General features: G+C 67.9%; 20 protein-coding genes and 1 tRNA gene. 5 read left to right on the top strand and 16 right to left on the bottom strand.

What is annotated here, in order from left to right; genetic code table 11:
* Positions 1-3: 3 nt before the first annotated feature.
* The 15 genes from AC1RRP_RS15030 to lptF form a co-directional block, all read right to left on the bottom strand.
* Positions 4-465, bottom strand: a complete 462-nt coding sequence (locus AC1RRP_RS15030; RefSeq protein WP_493037543.1) for a methyltransferase family protein — start codon at positions 463-465, stop codon at positions 4-6.
* A gap of 15 nt (positions 466-480) precedes the next feature.
* Entirely contained in the window at positions 481-1,638 is a 1,158-nt protein-coding gene (locus tag AC1RRP_RS15025) for a pyridoxal phosphate-dependent aminotransferase (protein ID WP_493037541.1), read from the bottom strand.
* Positions 1,639-1,651: 13 nt separating this feature from the next.
* Positions 1,652-2,605, bottom strand: a complete 954-nt coding sequence (locus tag AC1RRP_RS15020) for a CysB family HTH-type transcriptional regulator (RefSeq protein ID WP_493037539.1) — start codon at positions 2,603-2,605, stop codon at positions 1,652-1,654.
* A gap of 176 nt (positions 2,606-2,781) precedes the next feature.
* Complete coding sequence (locus tag AC1RRP_RS15015) at positions 2,782-4,050, bottom strand: TolC family protein (RefSeq protein ID WP_493037537.1); 1,269 nt, start codon at positions 4,048-4,050, stop codon at positions 2,782-2,784.
* A gap of 13 nt (positions 4,051-4,063) precedes the next feature.
* Positions 4,064-7,168 (bottom strand): efflux RND transporter permease subunit, encoded by a 3,105-nt coding sequence (locus tag AC1RRP_RS15010; protein WP_493037535.1) that lies wholly within the window; start codon positions 7,166-7,168, stop codon positions 4,064-4,066.
* A 1-nt stretch (position 7,169) separates the two neighbouring features.
* The gene (locus tag AC1RRP_RS15005; RefSeq protein WP_493037533.1) at positions 7,170-8,249 is read right to left on the bottom strand and encodes an efflux RND transporter periplasmic adaptor subunit; all 1,080 of its coding nucleotides are present in this window, start codon (positions 8,247-8,249) and stop codon (positions 7,170-7,172) included.
* Positions 8,250-8,326: 77 nt separating this feature from the next.
* Positions 8,327-8,728 carry a hypothetical protein gene (locus AC1RRP_RS15000; protein WP_493037531.1) on the bottom strand — a complete coding sequence of 134 codons (402 nt, stop codon included), beginning with the start codon at positions 8,726-8,728 and terminating at the stop codon, positions 8,327-8,329.
* 55 nt (positions 8,729-8,783) lie between these two features.
* Complete coding sequence (locus AC1RRP_RS14995; protein WP_493037529.1) at positions 8,784-9,425, bottom strand: HAD family hydrolase; 642 nt, start codon at positions 9,423-9,425, stop codon at positions 8,784-8,786.
* Positions 9,410-10,945, bottom strand: a complete 1,536-nt coding sequence (locus tag AC1RRP_RS14990) for an ArnT family glycosyltransferase (RefSeq protein WP_493037527.1) — start codon at positions 10,943-10,945, stop codon at positions 9,410-9,412. Before AC1RRP_RS14990 ends, AC1RRP_RS14995 begins: the two co-directional genes overlap by 16 nt.
* The gene (locus tag AC1RRP_RS14985) at positions 10,945-11,853 is read right to left on the bottom strand and encodes a lysylphosphatidylglycerol synthase transmembrane domain-containing protein (RefSeq protein ID WP_493037525.1); all 909 of its coding nucleotides are present in this window, start codon (positions 11,851-11,853) and stop codon (positions 10,945-10,947) included. The genes AC1RRP_RS14990 and AC1RRP_RS14985 overlap by 1 nt, the downstream gene beginning before the upstream one ends.
* A gap of 19 nt (positions 11,854-11,872) precedes the next feature.
* The gene (locus AC1RRP_RS14980) at positions 11,873-12,733 is read right to left on the bottom strand and encodes a decaprenyl-phosphate phosphoribosyltransferase (RefSeq protein WP_493037523.1); all 861 of its coding nucleotides are present in this window, start codon (positions 12,731-12,733) and stop codon (positions 11,873-11,875) included.
* A 4-nt stretch (positions 12,734-12,737) separates the two neighbouring features.
* The gene (locus AC1RRP_RS14975) at positions 12,738-13,430 is read right to left on the bottom strand and encodes a phosphatase PAP2 family protein (protein ID WP_493037521.1); all 693 of its coding nucleotides are present in this window, start codon (positions 13,428-13,430) and stop codon (positions 12,738-12,740) included.
* Between the two features lie 56 nt (positions 13,431-13,486).
* Positions 13,487-13,867, bottom strand: a complete 381-nt coding sequence (locus tag AC1RRP_RS14970; protein WP_493037519.1) for a sirohydrochlorin chelatase — start codon at positions 13,865-13,867, stop codon at positions 13,487-13,489.
* A 5-nt stretch (positions 13,868-13,872) separates the two neighbouring features.
* Positions 13,873-14,982 (bottom strand): LPS export ABC transporter permease LptG, encoded by a 1,110-nt coding sequence (gene lptG, locus AC1RRP_RS14965; protein WP_493037517.1) that lies wholly within the window; start codon positions 14,980-14,982, stop codon positions 13,873-13,875.
* Positions 14,979-16,082, bottom strand: coding sequence for an LPS export ABC transporter permease LptF (gene lptF / locus AC1RRP_RS14960; protein WP_493037515.1), 1,104 nt, complete (start codon positions 16,080-16,082; stop codon positions 14,979-14,981). The genes lptG and lptF overlap by 4 nt, the downstream gene beginning before the upstream one ends.
* A gap of 22 nt (positions 16,083-16,104) precedes the next feature.
* Here lptF and AC1RRP_RS14955 point away from each other — a divergent pair, with 22 nt between their 5' ends.
* From AC1RRP_RS14955 to AC1RRP_RS14935, 5 genes are all read left to right on the top strand, one after another.
* On the top strand, positions 16,105-17,577 hold the full coding sequence (locus AC1RRP_RS14955; RefSeq protein ID WP_493037513.1) for a leucyl aminopeptidase: 1,473 nt from the start codon (positions 16,105-16,107) through the stop codon (positions 17,575-17,577).
* A gap of 22 nt (positions 17,578-17,599) precedes the next feature.
* Positions 17,600-18,037 carry a DNA polymerase III subunit chi gene (locus AC1RRP_RS14950; RefSeq protein WP_493037511.1) on the top strand — a complete coding sequence of 146 codons (438 nt, stop codon included), beginning with the start codon at positions 17,600-17,602 and terminating at the stop codon, positions 18,035-18,037.
* Positions 18,037-18,339, top strand: coding sequence for a hypothetical protein (locus AC1RRP_RS14945; protein ID WP_493037509.1), 303 nt, complete (start codon positions 18,037-18,039; stop codon positions 18,337-18,339). The genes AC1RRP_RS14950 and AC1RRP_RS14945 overlap by 1 nt, the downstream gene beginning before the upstream one ends.
* A gap of 104 nt (positions 18,340-18,443) precedes the next feature.
* Complete coding sequence (locus AC1RRP_RS14940) at positions 18,444-19,619, top strand: branched-chain amino acid ABC transporter substrate-binding protein (protein WP_493037507.1); 1,176 nt, start codon at positions 18,444-18,446, stop codon at positions 19,617-19,619.
* A gap of 106 nt (positions 19,620-19,725) precedes the next feature.
* Positions 19,726-19,815 (top strand) — tRNA-Ser (locus tag AC1RRP_RS14935).
* A gap of 175 nt (positions 19,816-19,990) precedes the next feature.
* Here AC1RRP_RS14935 and AC1RRP_RS14930 read toward each other — a convergent pair.
* Positions 19,991-20,983 (bottom strand): Bug family tripartite tricarboxylate transporter substrate binding protein, encoded by a 993-nt coding sequence (locus AC1RRP_RS14930; protein ID WP_493037505.1) that lies wholly within the window; start codon positions 20,981-20,983, stop codon positions 19,991-19,993.
* Between the last annotated feature and the right edge of the window lie 293 nt (positions 20,984-21,276).

The raw sequence follows: 21,276 nt of genomic DNA, 5'->3' as shown, positions 1-21,276 counted from the left end.
GGATCAATAAATCCAGGGAATAAACCGCTTGGTCTGCTCCCGGTAATGCGCATACCCCGGATGCTGCGCCAGCATCCAGCGCTCCTCCAGCGTGGACTTGAACCACAGCACCAGCGAAACTGCCCACCAGGCCAGCCAGGCTTCGTCGTTTGCGGCCGTGTACGCCAGGGCCCAGGCGCCCAGCAGGAAAGCGGTGTACATGGGGTGGCGGATCCAGCCGTAGGGGCCGCTGGTGACCAGCGTGCCGCCCACGCGTGGGCGCGGGTGGATGTTGAAGTTGCCCAGGCGGTTGGCGCGCAGGGTCCAGCCGAAGAGCAGCAGGGCGCCCGCGGCGGCGGCCCAGGCGGCCAGGGGGATGGCGCCGTGCTCCACGGCAGGCCAGGCCATCAGCGCCAGCACGGCGAGCAGGCCGAATTGCAGGAGCACCAGGCCCGAGCCGAGCCACACGCGTTGACGTTCGTTCATATCAGCCTCTCAGTCTTAAAGCCGGGCCAGCCGCTCCAGCGCGGTGTTCAGGGTCTCGTCCTTCTTCGCAAAGCAGAAGCGCACCACCTTCTGGTCGAAGCCGTTGCCGTAGAAGGCCGAGAGCGGGATGGCGGCCACGCCGATCTCGGTGGTGAGCCACTTGCAGAAGTCGGCTTCGTTCAGGTCGCTCACGGCCGAGATGTCCACGCACTGGAAATAGGTGCCCTGGCCGGGCAGCATCTTGAAGCGCGTTTTCTTCAGGCCCTCACGGAAGAGGTCGCGCTTGCGCTGGTAGAAGGCGGGCAGGTCCAGGTAGGGCTTGGGGTCGGCCATGTAGGCGGCCAGGCCGTGCTGTACCGGGGTGTTGACGGTGAAGACGTTGAACTGGTGCACCTTGCGGAACTCGGCCGTCAGCGGCGCGGGCGCGGCCACGTAGCCCACCTTCCAGCCGGTGACGTGGTAGGTCTTGCCGAAGCTGCTGACGATGAAGCTGCGCGCGGCCAGCGCGGGGAAACGCGCGGCGCTTTCGTGCTGCCGGCCGTCGAACACCATGTGTTCGTAGACCTCGTCGCTGATGACCAGGATGTCGGTCGGGTCCAGCAGCGCCTGCAGCTGCAGCATTTCCTCTTTCGTCCACACCATGCCGCTGGGGTTGTGCGGGCTGTTGATGAGGATGGCGCGGGTCTTGGGGGTGATGGCGGCCGCGATCTTGCCGAAGTCGGGGCGGAAGCTGCCGGGTGTGAGCGGCACGCGCACCACCACGCCGCCGGCCAGCTCGATATTGGGCACGTAGCTGTCGTAGCAGGGCTCCAGCACGATGACTTCGTCACCCGGGTGCACGATGGCCAGGATGATGGTGAGGATGGCCTGGGTGGCGCCGGCGGTGATGGTGATCTCGGTGTTGGCGTCGTAGCTGTGGCCGTAGATCGCCTGGTTCTTTTGGGCGATGGCTGCGCGCAGCGCGGGCACGCCGGTCATGGGCGGGTACTGGTTGAGGCCGCGTTTCATGGCGTCGGTCACGGCGTCCACCAGGCGCGGGTCCCCTTCGAAATCCGGGAAACCCTGGCCCAGGTTGACGGCGCCTTTTTCCGTGGCCAGCGCGGACATGACGGTGAAGATGGTGGTGCCCACGTTGGGCAGGCGGCTCTTGAGGGCGGGTGTTCGGATGGTCATGATGAAAGGATACTCAAAGCTCGTAGTCGGTGTGTTCGCCGCGCATCACGCGGGCCACCAGATCGCGCTGCAGGCGGTCGCTGAGCAGCTGGGCGAATTCGTAGACGAAGTTGCGCAGGTAGGCGCCTTTCTTGAAGGCCACGCGCGTGACGTTCTTGCCGAAGAGCGTGCCCAGCGGGCGCACCACCAGTTCGTCACCCGTGCCCTGGGCGGGCAGGTTGCGCACCGCCATCTCGGCCACCAGGCCCAGGCCCATGCCGAGCCTGACGTAGGTGGTGATGACGTCCGAGTCGATGGCTTCGAGCACGATGCGCGGCGCCAGTTTGCGCTGCGCAAAGGCCTGGTCGATGCGCGTGCGGCCGGTGAAGGTAGGGTGGTAGGTGATGAGCGGTTCGGTGGCCAGGTCTTCCAGGCTGAGGCGCTCCTTGCCGGCGAGCGGGTGGTTGGCCGGCAGCACCAGCACGTGTTCCCATTCGTAGCAGGGCAGGGTGACGAGCTCGTCGTAATTGGCCAGCGACTCGGTGGCGATGCCGATTTCGGCGGTCTCGTCGATCAGCATGCGCGCCACCTGGTCCGGGTTGCCCTGGTGCAGCGAGAGGTTGACCTTGGGCCAGGCCGCGCGCAGCCTAGCCACGGGTTCTGGCAGCACGTAGCGCGCCTGGGTGTGGGTGGTGGCAATCGAGAGGGTGCCGCTGTCCTGCGCGCTGTACTGTTCGCCGATGCGCTTGAGGTTGCCCACCTCGCGCATGATGAGTTCGATGCTCTTGAGCACCTGCTGCCCCGGCTCGGTGATGCGCTTGAGGCGCTTGCCGTGGCGGGCAAAGATGTCGATACCCAGCTCTTCTTCCAGCTCGATGATGGCCTTGGACACGCCCGGCTGCGAGGTGTGCAGGGCCTTGGCCGCCTCGGTCAGGTTCAGGTTGTGGCGCGCCGCCTCCTGGACGAAGCGGAATTGGTGCAGGTTCATGGTGAAATCCAGCTAAGACTGGCGTTTATTATGCCTCGGGCATCTATAGCGGTGAGGGGCTGTTTTTGCCGGCATGTCCTGTTCTGGCCAGGCTGCCCGATGATCGAGGAAAGGCCAAGGCAGCGTTTCCCGCCCTCTGGCGGGTGGCGGGAAACGCCGAGCCTGGCGCGCAGGGCCTACTCGTCGAAGTCCCAGATCCGGTGCAGGTCCAGCTCGATCAAGGCCAGGCCTTCCAGCACCTCCAGTTGCGCCAGCCGCGCGCTGGTGAGCTGCTCGGCCGCGAGGCGGCGGTTCTGGATGAGTTCGGTCATGGTGTGTTCACCCAGGGTGTAGGCCTTGCGTGATTTTTCCGCTGCCAGCTGCTGGGTCATGGCGGCCGTGTCGACGCTGATGGCTGCGCGTGCCAGATGCTGCAGGCTGTTGTAGCGCGCCTCGATGTCGGCCCCCAGGCTTTGTTCCAGCTGTCGCACCCGGTCTTCTGCATTCTGGGCGTCGGCCGCGGCGGCCAGGGCGTGGTTCTGGCGCACCTTGCCCGAGATGGGCACGCTGATGGATACGCCGATGATGCGTTCGGCCCCGGCGCGTTCGTTGGCGGTGTAGACGCCCAGGGTCGGGTCCGGCCACTGGTCGCGGTCGGCGCGCTGTGCCAGCAGGCGCAGGCGCGCCGCTTCGCTGCGCCACAGGTTGAGCTGGTGGTTGCGCTCCAGGTACTGTTGCCGCAGTTCCGGCAGGGCGGGCAGCGCGTCCAGCCGGGTCTGCAGCCAGGCCGGCTCGGGCAGCGGTGCCTGCGCCGGCGTGATGCCGGGGTAGGTGCGCGTGAGCCGCGCCACCGCGCCAGACTGGGCCCCGCGGGCCTGGTCGAGCGCCGCCTGGGCGCGCTGCAGTTCGGCCTGCGCCAGGCTGGCGTCGAGCTGCGAGATCTCGCCCAGGCGCAGGCGAGTCGCGGCCAGGCGGTCCAGCTCCTGGGCGAGGGTGAGGTTGGTCTGGGCGTTGTCCAGGCGCATGCCGGCGCGCAGGGCTTCGACCCACAGTTGCAGCAGTTCACGGCTGGTTTCGTGGATGGCGTCGGCATAGGCCAGCCGCGCCGAGCTGCGGCTGGCGCCGGCCTGGTCGGCATCCAGGCCGGCCTTGCCCCACCAGCGCACGGGGCGCTCCAGGCTCAGCAGGGTTTCCGAGTAACGTTCCGCCGGATCGGACACGTGGCGGTTTTGCTGGCTCAGGCGCGCGGTGAATTCGGCGGGGCCGCTTTCGGTGATGTCGGCGCGGCGCAGCTGGCCGTCGCGCTGGGCCAGGGCGGCGCGCGTGGCCGGGCTGCGCAGCACCACGTCCTGCACCTGGTGGGCAGGGGGCAGCAGCGCCTGCAGCGGATCGGCCGGCGGCTGGGACTGTGCCGTGGCGAGCAGGCACAGGCCCTGCAGCGCGAGGAAGAGAGAGAGCTTGTTCATCTGGGTTCCTCCTTCAGGCGCGACGCCCGGGCAGCTGGCGCCGCAGCCAGGCTGTGACGGTGGCGAGGCTGTCCGGTGCGCCCAGGTGTTCGTAGATCTTGGGCAGCAGCAGCAGGGTGAGCAGGGTGGCGCTGACCAGCCCGCCGGTGACCACGATGGCCAGCGGTTTCTGGATTTCCGAACCGGGGCCGGTGGCAAAGAGCAGCGGGATCATGCCCAGCGCGGTGATGATGGCGGTCATCAGCACGGGCCGCAGCCGCCGCTCCGCGCCCAGGCGCACGACGTCATGCATCGTTTCGCCACCGTGGAGTCGTTCGTTGAAGTGCGTGACCATGACCACGCCGTTGAGCACGGCGATGCCCAGCAGCGCGATGAACCCGACCGAGGCGGGCACCGAGAGGTATTCGCCGGCGACGGCCAGCGCCACCACGCCACCCACCAGCGCAAACGGGATGTTCAGGAAGATGATGGTCGCCTGCATCGCCGAGCCGAAGGTGAGGGTGAGGATCAGGAAGATGATGCCCATGGCGGCGGGGATGACCAGGCCCAGGCGTGCCGCGGCGCGCTGCTGGTTCTCGAACTGGCCGCCCCAGACGATCTGGATGTCGCGCGGCAGGTCCAGCTGGCCCACGGCCTGCTGTGCGTCCAGCACGAAGCCGGCCAGGTCGCGCCCCTCGACCGAGACCTGGATGGTGGCCAGGCGCCGGCCCAGCTCGTGGTCGACCCGGATGGGGCCGTCGACCTGCCGGATGTCGGCCAGTGCGCCCAGCCGCCAGCTGCGGCCGTCGGCGCCGAGCAGGGGCAGGTAACGCAGGGCTTCAGGGCTGTTGCGCACGGTGTCGCCGCCGCGCAGCACCAGCGGCACGCGCACGCCGTTTTCGTTGACCAGGCCGGTGGTCTCGCCCTCGACCTGTTGCTTGAGCGCCTGCTGCACGCTCTCCACGCTCAGGCCGGCCTGGCCGATGGCGTGCCGGTTGAGCGCCACGGTGAGGTACTGCATGCCTTCGCCGCGCGGCGCGATGACCTCGGCCGCACCCTGCACCTGGCGCACGGCGCGCGCGACTTTCTGCGCGTTCGCCACCAGTTCGTCCAGGTTGTTGCCGAAGAGCTTGATGGCCACGTCGCCGCGGGTGCCGGTGAGCATCTCGGAGACGCGCATCTCGATGGGCTGGGTGAAGCCGTAGACCAGGCCCGGAAAGCCCTCGAGCACCTCGCGCAGCGCATGGATGATGTCCTCCTTGCTGCCGCGCCATTCGCTCTTGGGCCGCAGCACGAGGAAGGTGTCGGTCTCGTTCAGGCCCATGGGGTCCAGGCCCAGTTCGTCCGAGCCGGTGCGGGCCACGATGGATTTCACCTCGGGCACCTGCGCCAGGATGGCCTGCTGCACGCGGATGTCCATTTCCAGCGAGGCTTCCAGCGAGATGGTCGGCGCCTTCTGCAGCTGGACCAGCACATCGCCTTCGTCCAGTGTGGGCATGAAGGTCTTGCCGACCAGGCCGTAGAGCACCGCGGCCAGCACCAGCGAGCCCAGCGCCACGCCGGCCAGCCAGCGCGGGTGCCGCCAGGCGGCATCGCGCAGGCGCACATAGCCTGCAGACAGGCGCCGCATCAGGGCGGACTCGTGGGCTGCTTCGGGGCGCAGCACCAGGGAGGCCAGCGCCGGGATGACGGTCAGGGCCATGAGCAGCGAGGCGGCCAGCGCCATCACGATGGTGAGGGCCACGGGGCTGAAGAGCTTGCCTTCCAGCCCTTCGAGCGTGAGCAGGGGCAGGAAGACCACGCCGATGATGAGCACGCCGGCCACCACCGGCTTGACGACCTGCTGCACGGCGTGCAAGACGCGCTCGCTGCTGGCCTCGCCGGGCGCGCCGGGTGAGCTCTCGATGTTCTCGACCACCACCACGGAGGCGTCGACCAGCATGCCCAGGGCGATGGCCAGGCCGCCCAGGCTCATGAGGTTGGCCGTGAGCCCGGCGAATTGCATGAGCTGGAAGGTGGTCAGCAGCGTCAGCGGCAGGGACAGGGCCACGACCAGCGCGGCACGCAAGCCGCCCAGGAAGAGGTAGAGCACCACACAGACCAGTACGGCCGCTTCGGCCAGGGCCTTGATCACGGTGTCGGCCGCCCGCGTGACCAGTTCACCGCGGTTGTAGAAGGTCCGGATGCTCATGCCTTCGGGCAGGCGCGTTTTCAGCTCCTCCAGTTTCAGGGCGATGGCGTCGACGAGTTTGCGGGCATCGGCACCGCGCAGGCCCAGCACTAGGCCTTCGACGGCTTCGCCGCGCCCGTCCTGCGTGACGGCGCCGTAGCGCGTGAGCGCGCCCAGGCGCACGGTGGCCACGTCTTCGAGCAGCACCGTTTGCTGACGTTGGGTCAGCGGCAGCCGGATGGCCCGCAGGTCGTCCAGCGAGCGGACCGCGCCCTCGACGCGCACCACCAGGGACTCTTCGCCTGTTTTCAGGCGGCCTGCACCGTCGTTGCTGTTGTTGCTGCCCAGGGCCGACCGGAGATCGGCCATCGAGAGGCCCAGCGCCGCCATGCGGGCTGTGTCGGGCACCACCTCATAGGTCTGGACTTCGCCGCCCAGCGAGTTGACTTCGGCCACGCCGGCGATGGTGCGCAGCTCGGGGCGCAGCACCCAGTCCAGCACCCGGCGGCGCTCGGCCAGGCTGTAGCCCTCGCCTTCCACGGTGAACATGTAGAGCTCGCTCAGCGGGGTGGTGATGGGCGCCAGGCCGCCGCTGACGCCGGCGGGCAGTTCGGCCATCACGCCGGTGAGCCGCTCGTTCACCTGCTGGCGGGCCCAGTAGATGTCGACACCCTCGTCGAAGTCGAGCGTGATGTCGGCAATGCCGTATTTCGAGATGGAGCGCACCATGCGCTTGCGCGGGATGCTCAGCAGTTCCTGCTCGACGGGCTTGACGACCCGCAGCTCCACTTCCTCGGGTGTCATGCCGGGGATCTTGAGGATGATCTTGGCCTGCGTGGGGGAGATGTCGGGAAAGGCGTCGATGGGCAGCTGCATCCAGGCGCGCAGTCCCACGGCCATGAGGACCACGGCCAGCAGCAGCACCAGCACGCGGTGCCGCAGGCTCAGGCGTATGAGGGCATTGAACATGTCACTCGCCTTTTTCCATCAGGGCGCGCAGCGAGGCGATGCCGGTGTGGGCGACCTGCCGGTCCGGACCGAGTTCGCCTTCCACGACGGCCAGCTCGTCGTTGCCCGACAGCAGCTGGACGCGGGTGGGCATGAACCCCTGGGGCGAGGCCAGCAGCACCCAGGACTGTCCGCGATACAGCACGATGGCGCGTGCGGGCAGCAGCCAGGCGGGAGCGGCGCCCTTGTCACGCGTGGGCTGGATCTGCACGGACAGGACTTCGCCGACCTGCAGGCGACCGGGGGTGCTCACGCGGGCGCGGGCGCGGGCCTGGTTCGAGGCGTCCAGGGCGCGGCTGACACCGATGAGGGTGGCACGGGCTTCACGCGCCGGCACGGTGACGCTGTCGCCCACGTGCAGCAGGCCCGCCTTGTCGCCGGAGAGCACGATGTCGAGCTGCAGCTGCCGCAGGTCGGCGACCCTGAACAGCACGGTACCGGCTTCCACGCGCTGGCCCACGCCGGGCAGCGCCTCGATCACGCTGCCCTGGCGTGGCGCGCGCACCGTACCGCTGGCGTAGTCGCCGTCACCGGCGTCGCCTGTCTGGCCGGTGGAGCGCAGCATGGCCTCCTGGGCCTGGCGCGCCGCATCGGCGGCGCGGTAGCGGTTCTGGCTGAGCTGCAGGCGCGCGGCGGGGATCAGGCCTTCGTCGTACATGGCCTGGTCGCGCTGCCAGGCGGCTTGTGCATTCAGGGCTTCGAGCTGGGCCTCGCGTGCCTGGCGCCGGGCGTCGGCGAGCATGGGGCTGCTGATGGTCAGCAACGGTGCGCCCTTGCGCACCGTATCCCCCAGGCCGACATCGATGCGCGTGATCACGCCGGCAAAGGGGGCGGTCACCGTGACGTCCTGGCCGGGTGGCACGGTGACGGTGGCCGAGGCCAGCAAGAGCCCGGTGGTGGCGGGCTTGACCGCGACGGTGCGGATGCCGAGCGCGGCCTGCTGGCGGGCGTCGACCTGCAGTTCCTTGAAAGCGGGCTGGACCTGGGCGGCCGCAAGGCCCGCGCCGGTCGTGAGAAGCAAAGCGATGAGCAGTCGGGACATGACCGCCTCCTGGATCGAAAAAATGGAAGAGCACCGCAGCACGGCGGTGGGCCGGGCAGGGCGCAGCCTGCCTGGGATCAGGCGGTCAGGAGGGGAGGCGCGAGGGCCGGAGGCGGCCAGCCGTCATGGTAGGCATGGACGGTGCGCGGTTCGGCGGCCGAAGGCCGCATGCGCAGGAGGATCAGGCGCGGCAGCAGGCCCAGTACGGCGGCCAGCAGCAAGGCGGTCTGCAGGAGCAGGTTGCCGTCGTCGTCGGGTTTGGGCAGGGAGGTCGCCACGCCCAGTGCGGGGGATTCATCGTCCACGGCACGCAAGCTCTGCGCGGTGCCCGCTTCACCGGTGTGGGCGACGGCGTGGATTCCATCCACGTGAAAGCCGGAGACATGGGATGCTCCGAGATGGCCGTGCAGGAACGGCGCCAGGGCCAGCAGTCCGATCAGGACCGCCATCACACCCCGGTTCAGCAGCTGGAATTTCATCAAGGCTCGCACCGCTTGATTATAGGTAGCGTGGCTGAAGCGGGCTTGATGTGGATCAGGCCCGCCAGGGCTTTTCCCGATACCAGGCCTTGCTGGCCAGCCGCAGCATGGGCCGGTCGCCCGCGGTGTCGCCATAGGCGTGCAGCACGGGCTGCGTGGCACCGAACTCGGTCGCCAGCCAGACTTGCAGCCGGTGTACCTTTTCCTCGCCATGGCAGTTGGCCGTGGCCATGCGGCCGGTGTAGCGGCCGTCCGCCACTTCCATTTCGGTACAGAGCACGGCGTCCACGCCCAGGCTCTGGCCCACGAGATGCATGTAGAGGCCGGTGGAGGCACTGACGACGATGCAGCGGTGGCCTTGTTGCTGGTGTTGCAGCAGTTGGCGCAGGGCCCAGGGTCGCCACTGCAGGGGTAGATACTCGCGCACGAAAGCTTGGGCGCAGCGCTGCACCTCGGCTTGCGTGCGGCCGGCCAGGGCCGCTTGCAGCAGCACCGCCTTGGCGCGGTGGTTGCTGGTGAGGCGCAGCGCGTAGGCGCCCAGCCAGGGACTGCAGATGAAGAGCACCCACAGCAGGGTGGGCGTGCCCAGCAGGCGGTGCAGGAAGGGCAGCAGGGTGTCGCGCCAGGTGAGCGTGCCGTCGAAGTCGAAGGCCGCGACGACGGTTTCTTGCCTTGCTTCGCTCACGGTTTCGGACATGACACCTGGCCGCAGTAGCGCACGCAGTAGGGGCAGCCGGTCATGGGCAGCCAGGCGGGAATGTTGTAGTAGCGCCGGAAGACCTCGGCCAGCACGCCCTGGCGGTAAGCCTCGAAATTGAAGTTGCGGCCTTCGACGTAGTGGAAGGTGATGCCGCTTTGCACCGCGGTGTAGGCCTGCACGCTGTCGAAATACGGGGTGAAGTCGCCCATCACCGGCGGGTCCGACAGCAGCACGCGGATGGTCTTGCCCTGGTAGACGGAATAGTCGACCAGCAGGTCGTCCTGGCGCGCGTGGAACTTGCCGGGGCCGAAGACGGGTACGTACTGGCCGCTCACGTAGCCGTAGACCGCGGCAGGCGAATAACCGTCGGCCATGAGCACGGCGTCGGGTGTACGCACCTGGGCCAGCAGCTCGGGGGTCTTGAAGGCGCGCACGATGGCGAAATAACGCGGCTTGCCTTCCCATTGCTCCACATGGGTGAGCGCAATGCCGCCCAGGGGCAGCACATGCAGGGCGGTGAAGGCGGCCAGGCCCAGGGCGCAGCGGCGTAGCGCGGCCTGCGGCAGCGCAAAGGCCAGCAGCACGAAGACGAAGGGGTAGAAGGACATCACCCAGTGCAGGCCCACCACTTTCTTTAGCGAGAGCAGCGCGAAGAACAGCAGCGGCACCACGATGAGTACGCCGACCAGGGGCAGCTGGCGTGCCGTGGCCGCGAGCAGGCCGCGGTACTTGAGACCCAGCCACAGCAGCGCGGGCGTGAGCAGGTAGGCCAGCATGCCCAGGTAGGTCAGCGGCTTGCGCAGCTCGAAGACGGCGTCTTCGTTGCGGTTGATGGCGTTGAACATGATGTTGGACCAGCCATGGCTCATGTTCCACAGGAGATTGATGAGCGGGCCCGGCAGCGCGCACAGCACCAGCAGCAGCAGGGCGGGCCAGCGTTCGCGGCGGAAGGCCGCGAAATAGACCAGGTAGGCCAGGCCCAGCACCACCGAGAAATACTTGGAGAGGAAGGCGCAGCCGATGAAGAGGCCCGAGAGGGCGTACAGGCCCCAGGCGCGGCCGTCCATCTGTGGGCGCCGTTCGGCGCGCAGCAGCGTGGCCACCGACAGTACCGACCAGAAGAGCAGCGGGGTGTCGGTGGTGATCAGCGCGTTGAGCCAGTTGATCGGCGCCAGCCAGAACAGCAGCACGCCCCAGGCGGCGCGCTCGCGGTTCAGCGGCTTGAAGGCCCACCAGAGCATGGCCCCCAGCGCCAGGGGCAGGAGCACCACCGGCAGGCGGATGGCCCAGGTGGCTTCGCCGAACAGGGTGCGCATGAGCCAGATCAGCCAGCCCACCATGGGCGGGTGGTCGTAGTAGCCCCAGGCGGGGTAGACGCCCCACCAGTAGAAGAAGGCTTCGTCGCCCGTGATGGGCATGGCGGCGGCAATCCACAGGCGCACGGCCAGCGCGGCCAGGGCGGTGACAAGCAGCCAGCGCGGCAGGTTGAAGGAGGCGTCGGTGGAAGAGGAGGACATCAGTGCAGGGAAATATCGCGGGAGACGGCCGCACTATATAGGAGGGCCAGCGCGCCGATGGCCACCGCCAGCCAGAGCGTGAGCAGGCGCACCAGCACGGTGATGGCGACGGCCGTAGCCAAGGCGCTGCCCTGCAGCACCAGCAGGCCGGTGAGCAGGGCTTCGGTGCCGCCCAGGCCGGCCGGCAGCAGCGAGAGCGCGCCGCCCACCATGGCCAGGGCATAGAAGCCGGTGGCCAGCAGCGGGTCGATGGCCAGCCCGAGTTCGCGGCAGACCAGCCAGGTGGCCAGGCCTTGCGCGCCCCAGGCCAGGAGCGTGAGGCCCAGCCAGGCCCAGGGGCGCGTGGCCAGGCAGGACCAGGCGGCGTGCAACCAGGGCAGCCGGTTGAACAGGACCTGCCTGAACGTGAAGAGCAGGATCAGCACGAGCAGGCCAGCCGTGGCCACGGCGGCCACGAGCTGCAGCTGCCAGGCCGCTGCGCCGGGCAGTTGCGAGAGCCACCACAGGCCCGGCAGCGTGAGCAGCAGCAGGGCCAGCAGGTCGGCCAGGCGCTCGGCGCCGAACACGGCCAGGCTGTCGGCCGCGCCCAGCGGCTGGCGCAGCAGCAGGCCGCGCGCGGCTTCGCCCACATTGCCGGGGGTGGGTGTGAAGGTGTAGCCGGCGAGATAAAGGCGCAGGCCCTGGAGTGGCGGCAGCGGGCGGCCGTAGTGCGCCATCCACAGGCGCCAGCGCTGGCCGCGCAGCAGGTAGTTGAGCATGCACAGGGCCGCCGCCAGCGCGCCGGCCGGCGACCACAGCGCGGAGAGCCGGGCGCTGCCGCTGGCGTCACCGCTGAGCAGCACGACCAGCGCGTAGACGGTGGCGGCGCCACCGATGATCAGCAGCAGGGACTTGAACGGCAGCTTCAATCGGATCGCCTGTCGGACCCTAACGCCAGAACCGCGTGGCGAGGAAGAGACCCAGCCAGGCGATGCCGGCAGCCAGGATCCAGGGGTCACGCAGCAGGTCGCGCGAGACGTCCTCGCCGCGGCCGCGGTGCACCTGGTAGGCGTAACGCAGCAGGCCGAAGACCACCACGGGCACGGTGTAGACCAGGCGCTCGCCGTGCTGCTGCATGGCCTCGATGCTGGTGGCGTAGAGGCCGTAGGTGATGACGGTGGCGGTCATCGTGGCGGCGATGTAGGTGTCGAGCAGCGCAGGCGGGTAGTGTTCCAGCACGGCGCGCTGCTGCTCGGGCTCGTGGAAGGTCTCGGCCTTGCGCTTGGAGAAACCCAGGAAGAGCGCGATGAACAGGCCGGTGAGCAGCAGCCAGCGTGAAGGCGGGATGCCCACGGCCACGGTGCCGGCCAGCAGGCGCAGCATGAAGCCGCTGGCGATGATGGACACATCCACCACCGGTACGTGCTTGAGGCGCCAGCTGTAGGCCAGGTTGAGCGCCACGTAGAGCGTCAGGATGAGCAGCAGCGCGCGGCTGCCCCAGGCCAGGCCCAGGCCGGTGAGCAGCAGCAAGACGGCGAGGATCAGCGCCTGGCGCGGGCTGACGACACCGCTGGCCAGCGGTCGCAGGCGCTTGGAGGGGTGCTGGGCATCGGCGGCGCGGTCGCGCCAGTCGTTGAGGATGTAGACCAGGCTGGAGAAGCAGCAGAAGGCCAGGAAGGCGTAGATCACGCGCGAGACCAGCGGGCCGTTGCTCCAGGCCTGGCTGAACATCAGGCCGGCGAAGACGAAGACGTTCTTGAGCCACTGATGCGGGCGCATCAGGCGGATCAGGGGAGGCAGGGCAGCCATGGCGTCACACCTTTCCGGGCGGCTGCCCGTATTTGTAGAAATAGCCCAGTACCACCCAGACCAGCCCGCTGGCCAGCAGCGTGATGGGCAGGGCCCAGAGCGCGTCACTGAGCCAGTGCGCCCCGACCGACATGCGCGCCACGCTCACCAGCGCGCCGGCGACCAGGCCGCCGGCGATCCAGCGCCAGCGGCGGCGCGGGTCGAGCAGCATGAGCGAGACGAAAAAGAAGCCGCAGGCCACATGGCCGCTGGTGAAGGCGCAGTTGTCGCTGCACTGCTGGGCCTGCACCAGGGCCGGGGTGAACTCGCGGTTGCCACCGAACTGGACCACATCGAAGGGACGTGCGCGCAGGGTGTGTTCCTTGACCGCCCAGGTGGAGAAGCCGGGGCCCAGCGTGAGGGCGATGCCCACGAAGGCCAGGGCGATGCTGGCGCGGCGCGAGCGCCGCAGCAGGCTGATGACGATCCAGCCGGCGAGGCTCAGCAGGGCCAAGCCACGGAAGATGTCCGGGACGTATTCGTTGACCAGCTCAACCCACAGCCACTGGGCCGGGTTGATCGGCGGCGCATCTTGCAGGAAATAGGCGGCGACGGCGATGTCGAGCTGCGGCCAGATCACGGGCAGCAGGGCCACGGCCAGGGAGGCGCCCAGGACGAGCAGGAAGACGGTGCGGTTGCGTAGAGGTGGTCGGGTCATGGGCGGCGCTTGAGTCCCGGCCGATTGTACGTAGGGCCCGCAGGCCCGTGTGCGGCTCAGCGGTCGGCCAGTGCGATGCGTGCGAGCATGTCGACCACCCGTTCGTCCTCGCCGATGGCCGGGCGCAGTTCGAAGTGCACCTGCGGGTGCAGGCGCCGTAGTTCGGCCACCAGCAGCGGCAGGTCTTCGCGGGCATGGCGCCCCACACCGAGGAACATGGGCACGATGGTGATGGCCTGGAGGCCCTGGGCCACCATCTCGGCGGCGCAGGCGGGCAGGTCGGGCGCCATGAGCTCCAGGTAGGCGCAGCGCACGACGGCGGCAGATTCGAGCGCCGCGGCGCGCACCGCCACGGCTTCCATGGGGGCGCGCCACTGGGGGTCGCGTGAGCCGTGTGCGAACAGGATGAGGCCGCGCGACGGCGCCGGGTTTTGCATGGGGGTTACCTTCTGAGCACCAGCCAGCCGAAGGCGGTGAGGGAGATCAGCATGTAGATCATGCCGGGGGCGGCGGCCGTGAGCCAGGGAATCCAGTGCTGCAGCTCGCCGATGTAGCCGAACACGTTGTTGAGGAAGAAGAAGCTGATGCCGGCCATCACGCCGCCGAAGACATAGAGGGAGATGCCCTCGTTGCGGAAGTGCAGGTAGGCAAAGGGCAGGGCCAGCATGACCATCACCAGGCAGCTCAGCGGGTAGAACACCTTTTTCCAGAACTCGATCTCGTAGCGCTCGGCGGTCTGGGCGTTCTCCTTGAGGTGGCGGATGTACTGGAAGAGGTCGATGGTGCTCATGCGCTCGGGCCGCAGCACGGCGGCGGAGACCATCTCGGCCGAGATGCCGGTGGGCCAGCGAAACACCGGCACGCGGGTGCGTTCGACCCGGCTGAGGGCCAGTCCGGGCGCGTTGAACTCGGTGCGCTCGGCATTTTCAAGCTGCCAGGCGTCGTCGGGCATGAAACGCGCCAGCGGCGCGTGTGTCATCGAGACCAGGGCGCTCTGGTTGTCGAATTCGAAGATGCGCACGTCGCGCATGTCGCCGTCGGAGTTCAGTGCGCCGACATTGACGGCAAACTGGGCGTAGGGCTCGCGCTCGCGCAACCAGGCACCGGTCTGGCCCACGCTGAGCTTGCCTTCGTAGCGCGCCTTGAGCAGCTGGGCCGTGCGGTCGGCCCAGGGGGCAAGGTAGTCGCCGATGACGAAGGTCAGCAGGGCAAAGGTGAAACCGGCGACGAGCAGCATGCGCAGCGCGCGCCAGGGCCCCAGCCCGCTGGTGCGCAGGATGGTGAATTCAGAGCTCTGCGCCAGGCGCGTCATGACGTAGATGGTGCCGATCAGCACGGTGATGGGCAGCAGCTCGTAGAGGTGGTTGGGCACCAGCAGGGCCACGTAACTGGCGGCCTGCGGCACCTGGTAGCCGGCGGCCAGCCCGGGGCGGCCGATGGTGGGAAGCTGGTCGACGAAGTCGAAGAAGGCGAAGAGCGCCAGGAAGCCCAGCGTGACGAAGACCACGGCCGTGAACATCTCGGCGTGGATCAGGCGGCGGATGGTCTTCATGGGGTGGCCGCCTTGCGCAGCGGCAGGCGCAAGCGCCAGCCCCAGTTGTACTGACGCTTGGCCAGCCAGAGAAGGCCGGCGGCGAGCATGCCACCGTGCAGCAGCAGGTTGTAGGCCAGGAAGCCGATCTTGCCGGAGGCGATCCAGGTCTGGCCCAGGCTGAGCAGGTTCAGGTAGACCTGGAACAGCAGCAGCGAGAACATCAGGTTGCCCGAACGCCCCACGCGCGGATTGACGCGCGTGGCGGCCAGCGCGAGCACGGACAGGTTGAGCGCGGCCAGTACGAAACCCAGGCGCATGGAGATCTCGCCCAGGTAGGGCAGGGAGTTCGGGTGGCGGATCAGCTCCAGCGTGGAGATGTTGCCCAGCGGGACATCGATCTTGCCGCCCAGCGGGTCTTGCGCCACACGCAGTTTGTAGCGCTCGAACTCGCCGATCTTCACCTCGGCCTTGCCCTGGGTGCTCTCCAGGCGCTGGCCGTTTTCCAGCACCAGGAAGCGGTCGTTGCCGATCAGTTCGGTGTAGCCACTGCGCGCCGAGGTCACCGTCTCCTTGCCGTTTTCGGTGGTGGCGACAAAGACGTTCCTGGCGCTGTACTCGTTAAGCAGGCTTTTCTCGACGAAGAAGACACGGGTGCCTCCGGCCGATTCCTGGAACTGGCCGGGCTGCACACGTTCCAGGTCGCCGCGGCTTTCGTACTGGGCGCGCATCTTCTCGACCTGCTGGTTGGACCAGGGCAGCACGAACATGGCCAGGGTGGCGATGGCCAGCAGGATGGGCCAGGCAAAACGCAGCAATGGGCGCAGCAGGTTGAACAGGCCCATGCCGCTGGAGAACCAGATGACCATCTCGCTGTCGGTGTACAGGCGCGAGAGCGTCATGACGATGGCGACGAACAGGCCCATGGTCATGATGTTGGGCAGGAAGGACAGCAGCGTGTAGCCCATGACCAGCATCACGTCCGACGGATTGAAGCTGCCGCGCGAGGCCATGCCCAGTGTGCGGATCAGCGTCATGGTCATGACGACGGTGACCAGAACGATCAGCGTGGCGCCAAAGCTGCGTGCCAGCTCCTTGCGGATGGAGGAATCGAATAACATTGCTCGTCAGGAAAACGCCATTATGAACTTCGAACTCAAGTCCCTGGACCTCGCCGGTGCATCCGCGCAGGTCTGCGATGCCCTCATCCTTCTGGTTCCCGCCGGTTTCAAGCCGGGCCGGGACACCTTGGGTGCCCTCGTGGGCCAGGCCCTCAAGGCCGGCGACCTCGACACCAAGGCTGGCAAGCTGCTGGCCCTGTACCGTCCGGCCCAGGCCAAGGCCGGCCGCGTGCTGCTGGTGGGGGCCGGCGACGGGACGCCGCGCCAGGTCAGGCTGGCCGTCCATGCCGCGCTCGGGGCCCTGCGTTCCGGCTCCCCGGCTGTGAAGAAGCTGGTGCTGGGCTTTGCGGATGCACCGCAGCCCGGTGCCGTCCGGGCGGCCGTGCAGACCGTGGCCGAGAACAGCTACGTCTACACCACGACCAAGTCCAAGGCCGAAGGTCGCAGCCTGGCGCGCGTGACGCTGGGCGTGCCCAAGCTGGCCGAGGCCAAGACCGAATTCGCCCAGGCCGCTGCCGCCGTGGCCGGCATCGAGCTGGCCAAGGAGTGGGCCAACCGCCCGGCCAACCACGCCACGCCGACCGATCTGGCCCAGGCCGCGCGGGCGCTGGCCAAGTTCCCCAAGATCAGCTGCCAGGTGCTGGGGCCGAGCGAAGTGGCCAAGCTGAAGATGGGCGCCTTCATGGCCGTGGCCCAGGGCTCGGCGCAGCCGTTGCGTTTCATCGTGCTGCAGTACAAGGGCGCTCCGGCGGCGCAGGCCCCCACCGTGCTGGTGGGCAAGGGCATTTCCTTCGATACCGGCGGCATCTCCATCAAGCCGGCGGCCGAGATGGACGAGATGAAGTTCGACATGGGGGGCGCGGCGAGTGTGCTGGGGGTGTTCCGTGCCCTGGGTGAGCTCAAGCCTGCCATCAATGTGGTCGGGCTCATCCCGAGCTGCGAGAACATGCCCGACGGCCGCGCGATCAAGCCCGGTGACGTGGTGACCAGCATGAGCGGGCAGACCATCGAGATCCTCAACACCGACGCCGAAGGGCGGCTGATCCTGTGCGATGCGCTGACGTATGCCGAGCGTTACCAGCCCCAGGCCGTGGTGGACATCGCCACCCTGACCGGGGCCTGCGTGATCGCGCTGGGCGCGGTGCGCAGCGGTCTGTTCAGCCCCAGCGACGAGCTGGCGCAAAAGCTGCTGAAGGCCGGCGAGACCGCGCAGGACCTGTGCTGGCGCATGCCGCTGGACGACGATTACGCCGAGGGGCTGAAGAGCAACTTTGCCGACGTGGGCAATGTTGCCGGCCGCGCGGGCGGCGCCATCACGGCGGCCAAGTTCCTGCAGCGTTTTACGACCAGGTTCCCCTGGGCGCACCTGGACATCGCCGGCACCGCCTGGAAGAGCGGTGCGGCCAAGGGCTCGACCGGCCGCCCCGTGGGCCTGCTGCTGGAGTTCCTGCTGGCCCAGCAGGCGCCCGTGAAATCCGCGCGCCGCAAGGCCTGAAACGCCGGGTGGGCGCAGCAGCATGACCGAAGTGGCCTTTCATTTCAACGCGCCGGACAAGCTGGCCTACGCCTGCCGCCTGTTGCGCAAGGCGGTGGCGGCCGGTTCGCGCGTGGTGGTCACGGCGCCGGCCGACGCGCTGGCCCGGCTCGACACCTTGCTTTGGACTTTTTCCCAGACCGACTTCATCGCCCATGTGCGCCAGCCGGCCGAGCCTGGCCAGCTGGCCGCCTCGCCCATCGTGCTCACGGACAGCCTGGCCCAGGAGTTGCCGCACCGCCAGGTGCTGCTCAACTTGGGCACGCAGCTGCCCGCGGGCTTTGAGCACTACGAGCGCCTGATCGAGGTCGTCAGCCTGGACGACGAGGACCGGCAACTGGCGCGCGGGCGCTGGAAACAGTACACCGAGCTCGGCTACGAGATCGTGCGGCATGACCTGAACCTGAAAGGCGCCAGCTGATGGCCGCGCTCTCCAAGAAGCTGCTGCGCACCCTGCCGACCCTCACCGAGGTCGTGGATGTGCAGGCACAGCCGATGGCCGCCTCCGGCGCTCCTGATGAGGAAGCGCTGATCGAACGTGTGCTCATGCGCCTGGAGCTGACACTCGAGGCCCAGGTGCAGAAGGTGGTGGCCGATGCCTTGCAGGAACAGATGAAGGATCTGGCCCCGCGCATCCGCCAGCGCGTGGACAACGCGGTGCGCAAGGCCGTGACCCAGGCGCTGGCCGCAGAAACCAAGCCGCCGGCCAGCCGCGCCGCTTGAGTTGTCGCCAGCGGCATGGGGATATGCCGCGGCATCGCCGAATTTGAGGTAGTCTTGCGTGCGTCAGATTTTTTCACCAGCCCGTTTCTATATTGGAGATCGTCATGCCCGTGAATCAAGTGAATCGTGTACTGCTCGTTGTTGCCGCGGCGGCCCTGCTGGTCGCCTGCGGCAAGAAGGAGGAGGCGGCTTCCGGCGCCTCTGCACTGCCCGTGGTGAAGATCGGCCATGTCGGCCCGGTCAGCGGTGCCATTGCCCACCTGGGCAGGGACAATGAATACGGCGCCCGCATGGCGATCGACGAACTCAACGCTGCTGGCGTCACCATCGACGGCAAGCAGGTCAAGCTCGAGCTCATGGCCGAGGACGACGGTGCCGATCCCAAGCAGGGCACGGCCGTGGCGCAGAAACTGGCCGATGCCAAGGTGGCCGGCGTGATCGGCCACCTGAATTCGGGCACCACCATCCCGGCCTCCAAGATCTACAGCGACGCGGGCATCCCGCAGATTTCCCCCTCCGCCACCAACCCCAAGTACACCCGCCAGGGCTTCAAGACGACCTTCCGTGTGGTGGCCGACGACGTGCACCTGGGCAGCACCCTGGGCAAGTACGCCGTGGGTACCCTCAAGGCCAAGAACGTGGCCGTGATCGACGACCGCACGGCCTACGGCCAGGGCGTCGCCGAGGAGTTCACCAAGGCCGCCGAGGCCGCTGGCGCCAAGATCGTCGCCAAGGAGTTCACCACCGACAAGGCCACCGATTTCAACGCCATCCTGACCAGCATCAAGGGCAAGAAGCCCGACGTGGTCTTCTTCGGCGGCATGGACGCCGTGGGCGGCCCCATGCTCAAGCAGATGAAGTCGCTGGGCATCACGGCCAAGTTCATGGGCGGTGACGGCATCTGTACGGGCGAGCTGATCAAGCTGGCCGGCGACGCGATCGGCGAGGAGCAGGTGTTCTGTGCCGAAGCCGGCGGTGTCGAGGGCGAGGCCAAGGCCGGCATGGACAAGTTCCGCGCCGACTTCAAGTCCAAGTTCAATGTGGAGGTCAACCTCTATTCGCCCTATGTCTACGATGCCACCAAGGTGATGGTGGCCGCCATGGTCAAGGCCGGCTCGTCCGACCCCGCCAAGTACCTGCCGGTGCTTGCGGCCACGGCCGACTACAAGGGCGTGACCGGCCCGATCACCTTCGACGAGAAGGGCGACATCAAGAACGGCGCCCTGACGCTGTTCACCTACAAGATGGGCAAACGCGAGCAGCTGGCCGTGATCCGCTGATCACACCGCTGCCCCCGGAAAAAGCGCCCAAGGGCGCTCTTTCTTTGTCCGACCCGACCCGGGCAGTCCGTGGGAAGCGCCAAGCTCGGCTACAATAGCGGGCTCCGGAGAGGTGGATGAGCGGTTTAAGTCACACGCCTGGAAAGCGTGCGTGGGGTAAAACTCACCGCGGGTTCGAATCCCGCCCTCTCCGCCAAAATGCAAAGGCCCACGCAGTGCGTGGGCCTTTTGTTTGGGCGATGAGGGCAGGTCAGACGCCGCGCCCGGGCTCGCTCTGAAACAGTCCGGGGGACCGCTTCAGGACGCGCGTGGCGCGGGGGCGCGGCCCCGGGAAATTCGTGCCAGACGAATTTCGAGCGATCCCGCCGGAGTTATTCGGCCTGCAGGCCTGCGATCTGGATGGCCTTGCGGCTGAGTTCGATGTCGCGTTCCAGGTAGCTGCGGAACTCCTGGGGCGTCGTGGCCGAGGCAACGGCGCCGTTGGCGTCAAAAGCGGTACGCAACCGGGGTTGCTGCAGCGCGGCCGCCAGCGCACGGTTCAGTTTCTCCGTGACCTGTGGCGGCAGCCCTTTGGGCGCCATGAGGCCGATCCAGCCGGAGAATTCGAATCCCGGCACGGTGGCCGCCAGGGAGGGCGTATCGCCCACCGGTTTGCCCGTCTGGCCCATGCTGTGACCCAGCAGTCGCAAGCGGCCTGCGTTCACCAGACCCATCGCAGCGGGGGCGGGCGTCAATACCCAGTCCGTCTCGCCGGAGACGACGGAGGCCACGCCCTGGCTGCCACCCTTGTAGGGCACATGGAGGGATTTGAAGCCTGCTGATGCCTGCAGCGCAACGCCCGCCAGGTGGCTGGCCGAGCCGATGCCTGCGGAGGCCATGTTGCTCGACTCGCCCTTGGACCTGGCATAGGCGATCAGGTCGGCGGTGCTGCGCACGGGCAGGTTCATGTTGCAGACCAGGACGTTGGGCAACAGGGCGATCAGCGAGACGAAATCGAAGTCTTCCAGCGGCCGGTAGGTCACGGCTTTTTGCAGCAGGGGCGCGCCCGTGATGGCGCTGCTGGACGCAACAATCAAGGTATACCCATCAGGCGCCGCGTTGCGGCCCATCTGGACGCCGATGGCGCCCGCGGCGCCGGCCTTGTTGTCGACCACCAGAGACTGGCCCAGCAGGGGCCCCATCTCATTGGCGACGAGCCGGCCGACGGTATCGAGCGAGCTGCCGGGGGCATTGGGCAGGATCAGCGTGATGGGGCGGCGCGGATAGGCCTCTGCTTGCGAGGAGGCCGGCGCCGACCAGAGCAGGGCCGAGGCCGAGCCGGTGGCGAGCAGGTGGCGCCGTGAAATCCGAAGGATGTCTTGCATGTCGTCTCCAGTGTTCAGGGTCTCGATCCTGGCACTCTGCTCAGGCCGATCCGCTGTTGTCGTCCGATGGGCATGGCCGAGGCGATCGGCGCCTGGCCATTTTTCATGGTACACGGAATGACGCGGTATCGGGTATTGCCCCCCGCTGGCTGATCCATGCCCAGCGAGCTTTACTGACGCTCCTTATACTGGTCATGAAACGGTAGGTTTCGCTAGCCGGGGAGGGCGTGATGCGCGGGGTTTTCGTTGGCCTGATGGCTTGTTTGACGGGTTTGGCGGGCGCGGCGCATGCC

Source organism: Hylemonella sp. GW821-FHT12C09 (genome assembly GCF_058807395.1).
The sequence above is the reverse complement of the archived record's forward strand: the minus strand, read 5'-3'. Positions and strand labels throughout refer to the sequence as shown.

Coding starts and splice junctions, on each gene's coding strand:
- lptF (WP_493037515.1), bottom strand. CDS start 16,082: ATGTTATTCGATTCCTCCATCCGCAAGGAGCTGGCACGCAGCTTTGGC.
- lptG (WP_493037517.1), bottom strand. CDS start 14,982: ATGAAGACCATCCGCCGCCTGATCCACGCCGAGATGTTCACGGCCGTG.
- AC1RRP_RS15005 (WP_493037533.1), bottom strand. CDS start 8,249: ATGTCCCGACTGCTCATCGCTTTGCTTCTCACGACCGGCGCGGGCCTT.
- AC1RRP_RS14995 (WP_493037529.1), bottom strand. CDS start 9,425: ATGTCCGAAACCGTGAGCGAAGCAAGGCAAGAAACCGTCGTCGCGGCC.
- AC1RRP_RS15020 (WP_493037539.1), bottom strand. CDS start 2,605: ATGAACCTGCACCAATTCCGCTTCGTCCAGGAGGCGGCGCGCCACAAC.
- AC1RRP_RS15030 (WP_493037543.1), bottom strand. CDS start 465: ATGAACGAACGTCAACGCGTGTGGCTCGGCTCGGGCCTGGTGCTCCTG.
- AC1RRP_RS14940 (WP_493037507.1), top strand. CDS start 18,444: ATGCCCGTGAATCAAGTGAATCGTGTACTGCTCGTTGTTGCCGCGGCG.
- AC1RRP_RS14975 (WP_493037521.1), bottom strand. CDS start 13,430: ATGACCCGACCACCTCTACGCAACCGCACCGTCTTCCTGCTCGTCCTG.
- AC1RRP_RS14945 (WP_493037509.1), top strand. CDS start 18,037: ATGGCCGCGCTCTCCAAGAAGCTGCTGCGCACCCTGCCGACCCTCACC.
- AC1RRP_RS14970 (WP_493037519.1), bottom strand. CDS start 13,867: ATGCAAAACCCGGCGCCGTCGCGCGGCCTCATCCTGTTCGCACACGGC.
- AC1RRP_RS15015 (WP_493037537.1), bottom strand. CDS start 4,050: ATGAACAAGCTCTCTCTCTTCCTCGCGCTGCAGGGCCTGTGCCTGCTC.
- AC1RRP_RS15010 (WP_493037535.1), bottom strand. CDS start 7,168: ATGTTCAATGCCCTCATACGCCTGAGCCTGCGGCACCGCGTGCTGGTG.
- AC1RRP_RS15025 (WP_493037541.1), bottom strand. CDS start 1,638: ATGACCATCCGAACACCCGCCCTCAAGAGCCGCCTGCCCAACGTGGGC.
- AC1RRP_RS14980 (WP_493037523.1), bottom strand. CDS start 12,733: ATGGCTGCCCTGCCTCCCCTGATCCGCCTGATGCGCCCGCATCAGTGG.
- AC1RRP_RS14950 (WP_493037511.1), top strand. CDS start 17,600: ATGACCGAAGTGGCCTTTCATTTCAACGCGCCGGACAAGCTGGCCTAC.
- AC1RRP_RS15000 (WP_493037531.1), bottom strand. CDS start 8,728: ATGAAATTCCAGCTGCTGAACCGGGGTGTGATGGCGGTCCTGATCGGA.
- AC1RRP_RS14955 (WP_493037513.1), top strand. CDS start 16,105: ATGAACTTCGAACTCAAGTCCCTGGACCTCGCCGGTGCATCCGCGCAG.
- AC1RRP_RS14990 (WP_493037527.1), bottom strand. CDS start 10,945: ATGTCCTCCTCTTCCACCGACGCCTCCTTCAACCTGCCGCGCTGGCTG.
- AC1RRP_RS14930 (WP_493037505.1), bottom strand. CDS start 20,983: ATGCAAGACATCCTTCGGATTTCACGGCGCCACCTGCTCGCCACCGGC.